Annotated in this window: 8 protein-coding genes; 1 reads left to right on the top strand and 7 read right to left on the bottom strand. The window is 61.4% G+C overall.

Annotation, left to right across the window (positions count from 1 at the left end):
• From atpH to QZ189_RS10185, 7 genes are all read right to left on the bottom strand, one after another.
• Positions 1-529, bottom strand: a 529-nt coding sequence (atpH, locus tag QZ189_RS10215; RefSeq protein WP_296421696.1) for an ATP synthase F1 subunit delta, incomplete at its 3' end; no start/stop codon positions are given.
• Positions 529-1,047, bottom strand: a complete 519-nt coding sequence (locus QZ189_RS10210) for a F0F1 ATP synthase subunit B (RefSeq protein ID WP_247477087.1) — start codon at positions 1,045-1,047, stop codon at positions 529-531. The genes QZ189_RS10210 and atpH, both read right to left, overlap by 1 nt.
• Positions 1,044-1,505, bottom strand: coding sequence for a F0F1 ATP synthase subunit B' (locus tag QZ189_RS10205; RefSeq protein ID WP_010315320.1), 462 nt, complete (start codon positions 1,503-1,505; stop codon positions 1,044-1,046). Before QZ189_RS10205 ends, QZ189_RS10210 begins: the two co-directional genes overlap by 4 nt.
• A 129-nt stretch (positions 1,506-1,634) precedes the next feature.
• Positions 1,635-1,883, bottom strand: coding sequence for an ATP synthase F0 subunit C (gene atpE / locus QZ189_RS10200; protein WP_010315318.1), 249 nt, complete (start codon positions 1,881-1,883; stop codon positions 1,635-1,637).
• A 170-nt stretch (positions 1,884-2,053) separates the two neighbouring features.
• Positions 2,054-2,782: a F0F1 ATP synthase subunit A gene (gene atpB / locus QZ189_RS10195; protein ID WP_010315316.1), complete on the bottom strand. Its 729-nt coding sequence runs from the start codon at positions 2,780-2,782 to the stop codon at positions 2,054-2,056.
• Positions 2,783-2,832: 50 nt separating this feature from the next.
• Complete coding sequence (locus tag QZ189_RS10190; RefSeq protein WP_296416474.1) at positions 2,833-3,117, bottom strand: hypothetical protein; 285 nt, start codon at positions 3,115-3,117, stop codon at positions 2,833-2,835.
• A gap of 272 nt (positions 3,118-3,389) precedes the next feature.
• The gene (locus QZ189_RS10185; protein WP_296421695.1) at positions 3,390-4,595 is read right to left on the bottom strand and encodes a methyltransferase; all 1,206 of its coding nucleotides are present in this window, start codon (positions 4,593-4,595) and stop codon (positions 3,390-3,392) included.
• Between the two features lie 162 nt (positions 4,596-4,757).
• Here QZ189_RS10185 and QZ189_RS10180 point away from each other — a divergent pair.
• On the top strand, positions 4,758-6,837 hold a 2,080-nt coding region (locus QZ189_RS10180), incomplete at its 3' end, for a phycobilisome rod-core linker polypeptide (protein WP_296421694.1).

The following is a 6,837-nucleotide window of genomic DNA, read 5'->3' as shown; positions in this document are numbered from 1 at the left end:
CCAGTCCGAGGCGACGCACCTGACCCGCGAGGCTGGCGTCAATCACCTTGGAGCCGACCTTGACGACGAAACCGCCGATCAAAGTGGGGTCGACACTCAGATTGATCTCCAGCTTGTCGGTACCGGCCACGGCCTGAACCTTCTTGCTGAGCTCAGCCTGTTGCTCCTCAGTGAGAGCAGAGGCAGAGGTGACAGAGGCGAGAGCGATATTGCGCTGCTCGCGGTAGAGCTCGAGGGTGCGATCCAGCACCGCGTCGAGCATGCCGATGCGCTGGCGATCAGCCAGGAGCTTCAGCAGATTGAGGAAAGAGGGCTTGAGTTGCTCAGCGAACAGCTTCTCAAGGGCCGCCTTTTTGGCGTCAACCTCGATCACAGGAGAGCCCATGGCTTCCCGGAAATCAGCCGACTCATTCCAGAGGCCGAGAACGGCCTTGGCCTGATCCACCACCTCGTCGGTTTCCTTGCGGCTGTCAGCAACCTGCAGGAACGCTTCGGCGTAGGGGGTCGTAATGGTGTTGAGCAGCGGCATCAGGCGTTCCCCAACGTTTTGATGGACTGATCCACCAACTGCGCCTGGGCTTCAGCATTGAGCTTGCCGGGCAGGGTGGCGAGAGCCTTCTCAATGGCCAAGCGAGCCGCCTCACGGCGGAGCTGGTTGCTGACGCGGGACGCCTCAGCGTCGAGATCAGCGGCAGCACCTTGCTTGAGACGAGCCATCTCATCGATGGTGCGCTTCTCAGAATCAAGGCGGATCGCTTCAGCGCGAGCCTTGCCGTCAACACGAATCTGTTCGGCCTTCTGCTGAGCAGCGGCCAGATCCTGCTGGGCTTGAGAGAGGGCAGCGGTGGCTGAGCTGAGGCGCTCTTCAGCGTCCTTCAGGTCGGCCAGGATGATCGCGCGACGGCGCTCAAGGATGCTGCCCAGGAAGTTGGGCAGAAACTTGTAGAGGCCGAAGAGCACGATCGCCAGGTTGACGATGTTGGTCTCGAACACGTTGAGGTTCAGACCAAAGCCACCGTGGCTGGCGAAGAGGGAAGGAATGGTCATCGGGCGGCCAGCAGACGGTCGACGATCAGGTCACCGAGCTTGTCGGCGTCAGTCTTGAGTTGGCCCAAGGCCGACTCGCGCTGGGCATCGATCTCGCGGCGTGCCTGCTCACGGGAGGCGTTGGCGTCAGCGGTTGCTGCAGCCAGAGCCTCGCGATAAAGCTTGTCGGAATCAGCTTCCGCTTCTTGGATCAGCTTCGAGGCGGACAGACGTGCGTCCTTGAGCTGTTCCTTGAGGTCAGCTTCCAAGCGTTCGGCTTGGGCCAGCTTCTGCTTGGCCTCCGCACGGCTGGTGGTCACGTAACCCTCCCGCTCTTCCACGACCCGTCCAACGGGGCTGAAGAACAGGGAATTGAGGATGAAGGTGAGGAGAACCACCTGAACTGCCATGAGAGGCAGGGTGGCGTCGAGGTCAAAGAGACCTCCCTCCGTTGCACCTAGCAAAAGCCAGCTGGTCATGAGGCAGGGGTGCGGGCGGTTGAAGCGGGCCGCAAAACGGCGGCGGAAGCGAAAGGCTGAGGCAAAGGTTGAGGGGATGGGCGGTTCAGCGAACTGAAGGCCGCCCTTCCCTCGTCACCTCAAGCGCGATCAGCCAGCGAAGGGGTTGGCGAACAGCAGCACCAGAGCGACCACAAGGCCGTAGATGGTGAGAGCTTCCATGAAGGCCAGGGACAGCAGCAGGGTGCCGCGGATCTTGCCTTCAGCTTCGGGCTGACGAGCAATGCCTTCGACAGCGCCGCCTGCAGCGGTGCCCTGACCGATACCAGGGCCAATGGCGCCGAGGCCGACGGCCAGACCAGCAGCGACAACAGACGCGGCGGAGGTGATGGAATCCATGGTGGAACGAAGGATGTAGGGCGCTGGGAGAGCGCGGATTGGGACCGGGACGTTATCCCTGCGCCTGGGACATCTGGACTGAACCGAGATGGGCCCGGATTGAACCGGACCTGCGCGCAAGGAGTTTGCCAGAGCGGGTGACCCCGATCAGGCAGGGGGACTGATGAGTATCAGTGGTGCTCTTCGTGCACCGCTTCACCGATGTAGTAGGCGGCGAGGGTGGCGAAGATCAGCGCCTGAATGGCACTGGTGAACAGGCCGAGGAACATCGCAGGCAGGGGCACCACGAGAGGCACGAGGAAGGCCAGCACTGCAACGACGAGTTCGTCGGCAAGGATGTTTCCGAACAGACGGAAGGAGAGCGAGAGGGGCTTGGTGAAGTCCTCAACGATCTTGAACGGGAGCATGATCGGAGTCGGCTCCACGTAGTACTCGAAGTAGCGGAAGCCCTTCCGGCTCAGGCCTGCATAGAAGTAGGCCAGGGACACCAGCAGCGCCAGGGCAACGGTGGTGTTGATATCAGCGGTCGGAGCACCAAGCTCGCCACTGGGCAGATGAATCAGCTTCCAGGGCACCAGAGCGCCGCCCCAGTTGCTCACAAAGATGAACAGGAAGAGGGTGCCGATGAACGGAAGCCAATCGCGATAGGCCTTCTCGCCGATCTGCTCGCGGGCCATGTCGCGGATGTAGTCCCAGAGGAACTCCAGAAGGTTCTGGACACCACGGGGATCGCGCTCCATCTTGCGCGTGCCCACCACGACAAAGGCGAGCAAGGCTCCGATCACAACCCAGGAGCTCAGAAACACCTGGCCGTGAATCTTGAGATTCCCCAGCTGCCAATAGAGGTGTTGACCCACCTCCAGTTCGGCAAAGGGAAGAACGAGTGGCAAGGAACCCATCGGGTCGACGTTCGGGGTCGCAAATGCGACGTTGAAAAGGTTTTTGGCGCTCAGCGATCTGTGAGTGCCTGAAGAATCACCGCGGGCTTGTAGAGCAGGAAACCAAGCAGAGCTGGTAACAACTCGAGCTGGGGCAGGCGAGCTGCAGCCAGAACAAGAACCACAGGGACGAGAAGCTGGAACTTGCCCACCTTCTTGGAACCGTTGCCGAGCTTCGCAACACTTCGGGCGAGAAGCCTGAGGTAGAGAGCGCCGGCGAGGCCACCGACCAGCAAGCTGCTGGCGATGTGAAGGTCGTAGATCAGGGCCGTGGCCGGGACCGCAATGGCGGACACCAGCAAGGTGGCGAGGATCAGGCGACGTTGAAGCCTCTCAAAGTCAGCCAGGTCAGGACTATCAGCGGGAACCGATTCGGTTTCAGCGACAGCAGAGGACCCAGAGGACTCTGTTTCCAGAGGGGGAGAAGGAACCGTCTCTTGGCTCGCCGTGTCATCCAGTGCGTCCAGCCCCTCGCGGTGAGAGTCCGGATCTGACTGGGGTGATGAAGCAGCCAACAAAGGCGCCTTTGCTCTGAAAAGGCGCGCGGAATCTATCACGCTGCCTCGCCCTAAGCCGGGCGAAGCAGAAGGACCCGCTGACGCTGCAATTCCCTTGCCACAGAAGCGATCTGGGCATCAGACCAGTCCAATGGCAGCTGACCGATGGCCGTCTCAGGCTCCGCCTGCTCCAGAACTTCCAGCAAGTTCATTCCCTCGGCACTCAGATCCAAGGGGGCCATATCGGAATCCAACAGGGAGCGGCCCGGCCAGCCCCAGAGACAACGGTTCCGGCAGCCCCTGGCTGCGAGCACAGCGCTGTCCTCATCCCAGCGCTGCACCTGAACCGGGCCCTTACTCAAGAAGAACTCGAAGTGGCTGATGTCAGGGTCTAGGTCTTCCACCAAGCGCCATTGCGCCTCCGCAGGAAGAGCCTGAGCCCGCTCCAACAATTCTCCAGTCAGGAGCCGAGCGGGATCCCAGACCGCTGGATTGGAAAAGCCTGCAAATTGCAGATCAGCCGAGGCCACAAAGGCCATTAGCCGTTCCAGGTTGTAACTGGTCTCTTGGGGATGCAGGTACATGTCGGCGAAGTTCGCGTCGGCTGCACAGTCGATGGCCCAGCGTTGTTCGTAATTGAGACGGAGCCGGTTCTGCGCGGGGAGATCAGCCATCAACTGGCGTCCCAAGCGAAGGCCCTCGGCCCCCGTACCAGCACCCATTGCATTTAAAGCGCGCTGGGTGCGATGGATCTCCCAGCGACCACCATCGGCGTACAAGAACAGGTGGAGGAGTGCACCGGGTTTCAGCAACTGGGCTAAGGCCCGAAGTCCGGCCTCCGGTTGCCTGAGGTGGTGCAAGACCCCGACTGAATTGATGTAGTCGAAGGGACCCTCTCCTGCCAGGTCCAGCAGGCTCCGGTTCTCGATGCGCAGCTGGGCCTGCTCGAACGCACCGGAGCGGCGACAGCGCTCCCGAGCCACCTCCAACGTTCCAGGTGAGATATCCACAGCCAGGATCTCGGCCCCTGGATTCAGGTGAGCGAGGTAGTCGGTGCTAACGCCGGTCCCACACCCCGCATCCAGGATTCGCAAGGGCTCTCCATTGACAGGCGCTTGGGGTAGCGATCCGGTGGCTGCCGAATAAGCCGCATCTACAAACCAGCGCCAGTTGTATCCAGGAGGGGGGCCATCTTGAAGCGGGTCTCCTGGGTAGGGGAAGCGGTCATAAAAGTCGCTCACCACAGGAGTGGCGGCATCAGCAGGGCCCTGAGTCATGGCTGGGAGCGAATCGGATAGGGAATGCGCAGAGGCCGAGCATTTCATGGCTTGCCCTCCGCTTGAGGGGAAACCGACAACGGGCTGCAAACATTTGTTCATGGCCCGCCGGGAGGCCAGAGGGGCAGCCGTAACGTGCCCAGGCCAGGTTCGCTTTCGTCCATGACTGTGACCGCCAGCAGCGGCAGCAGCAGGGTTGCTCCTCAGCGCTTCGACACCCTGCCGCTCTCCAGCGTTCGTCAGGCGGAGCAGCAAGACCGCTTCCCGGATGGGGGCGAGCTCAGCAACCTCACAACTTTTTTCCAAAGCGGTCAGCTGCGTGTTGAGGCAGCCCGTCGCGTGTCGGCAAATGCCGAAGCGATCGTGGCTCGGGCAGCAAGCCGGATCTTTGCCGGTGGCACGCCGCTGTCCTATCTCGACGCGCCACTGACACCCGCGGCGGCAAGCTCGGCAACTCCGCTGGCCTCCGACCAGGCGGCATTCCAGCGCTCGGTTCAAACCTTCTCTGGCACCAGCGACAATTCGAAACGCGGCAATCTTCTGACCCGACTGCTGGAGGGCGGCGGCGGCGATGCGGATGTCCGCGTGATCCTGCCGACAGGCTTCAACCCGATTTCAGTCGCCATCTACGGGACTGAGCGGATGCGCAAGTCAGTCCGCGACATGGCTTGGTTCCTCCGCTATGTCGGGTATGCGGTCATTGCAGGCGATCCGAGCATCCTTCGCGTGAACACCCGCGGATTGAGAGATGTCCTCGAAAAGGGCTGCTCCCTAGCCGCCACCAACGTCGCGCTGCAGGAGATGCGCGCCGGTGCCGCCGAACTACTGAAGGACCTGCCCGAAGCGCGCCAGCTCTTGATTGGCTGCTTCAACGTCCTTCTCGAAGAACTGGCCGTTCCGACCCCCTCCGCTCGCCAGCGCCTCGGCAGCCCAGAGAATCAGGGCCTCCAGCTCCCAGCCATCTACGCACTGGCAGCCCAAGGCAACGTCCAGCGCTTCAACATGAAGCCCGCCATGAGCGGCGGTCAAAAAGCCGAGGTCATTCGGGCCGCCTACCGACAGGTGTTCGAACGGGACATCGCAAAGGCCTACAGCCAAGACCCCTGCTCGGTCGAGACCTCGCAGGTCACCAAGGGCGACATCAGCATGCGTGAATACATTCGCGCACTCGGTAAGAGCAAGGAGTACCGCGCCCAGTTTTTTGGCCCCTTCTCAAACAGCCGCGCTGTTGAGCTGGCCTTCCGCCACTTCCTCGGACGGGGCATTAGCTCACGGGAAGAATTCAACCGCTACTTCAGCATCGTCAGCGAGCAAGGCCTGAATGGCCTCGTTGATTCCCTGGTCAACTCAATGGAGTACGCCCAGGTCTTCGGTGAGGAGACAGTCCCCTACCTGCGCGATCTTGGCGAAGAAGCGCAAGAAAGTGCTGGCTGGGGTTCCAACCGCAAGCTGTTCCGCTTTAGTGCACCGTTCGAGGGTGCTCCTCAATACATCACCCTTTACGCCAGCTATCGCCAGCCCTACGCCGACCAACATCCCTACGGCGGCGGTAACGATCCCTTAGGACTTAGCTACGGCGCAATCTTCCCCTCAGGTACGGCCAACGTCGCAACGCGTCCTGCACCACTGAGCTACGACACCCGGCGCCTGCTCATCGGCAACGGCATGGCACAACCAGGGCAGATGAATAGCCCTCAGTTCAGAAGCGCCACACCAAGGCGGGTTGGTCCAAAGACCCGCCGCCTAACCCAAATCGCAACCGGCGGTAATTCGGTTCCTCGCCGCGGCCTTCAAACCCGTCCGAGCGTGCGGTTCACGGAATCGAGCACCCAATCCGTCATCAAGGCTGTCTACGTCCAGATCCTGGGCAATGCGGGCTACGCCGGTGAACGGGTTGAGACAGCCGAAACCCGACTCGAAAACGGCGACATCGCTCTGAAGGATTTTGTACGTGAGGTCGCGCGCAGCGATGCCTTCCGCCGCCGCTATTGGAGTGGTCTCTACATCTGCAAGGCCATTGAAGTGATGCACCGCCGAATTCTCGGCCGACCGACCTTCGGACGCTGGGAAATCGACAGCTACTTCGACGTCGCAGCGCGCCACGGTTTCTATGGCGTCGTCGATGCCATGGTCAACAGCCGGGAATATCAGGAAGCCTTCGGTCTGGACACCGTCCCCTACGAACGATTCATCACTCCGACTGATGTCAACCAACGGCGCGTCCCGTCCTTCGCAACACCGT

Origin of the sequence: Vulcanococcus sp. CPBay_Sum15L08_68 (genome assembly GCF_017855895.1) — a bacterium.
In the GTDB taxonomy this organism is placed as follows: Bacteria; Cyanobacteriota; Cyanobacteriia; order PCC-6307; family Cyanobiaceae; genus Vulcanococcus.
Note: the sequence above shows the minus strand (reverse complement) of the source record. Positions and strands in the feature narration are given on the sequence as shown.

Bases quoted from the DNA above. Each gene is read 5' to 3' on its own strand.
- QZ189_RS10205 (WP_010315320.1), bottom strand. From the start codon at position 1,505: ATGACCAGCTGGCTTTTGCTAGGTGCAACGGAGGGAGGTCTCTTTGAC.
- QZ189_RS10185 (WP_296421695.1), bottom strand. From the start codon at position 4,595: ATGACTCAGGGCCCTGCTGATGCCGCCACTCCTGTGGTGAGCGACTTT.
- atpE (WP_010315318.1), bottom strand. From the start codon at position 1,883: ATGGATTCCATCACCTCCGCCGCGTCTGTTGTCGCTGCTGGTCTGGCC.
- atpB (WP_010315316.1), bottom strand. From the start codon at position 2,782: ATGGGTTCCTTGCCACTCGTTCTTCCCTTTGCCGAACTGGAGGTGGGT.
- QZ189_RS10210 (WP_247477087.1), bottom strand. From the start codon at position 1,047: ATGACCATTCCTTCCCTCTTCGCCAGCCACGGTGGCTTTGGTCTGAAC.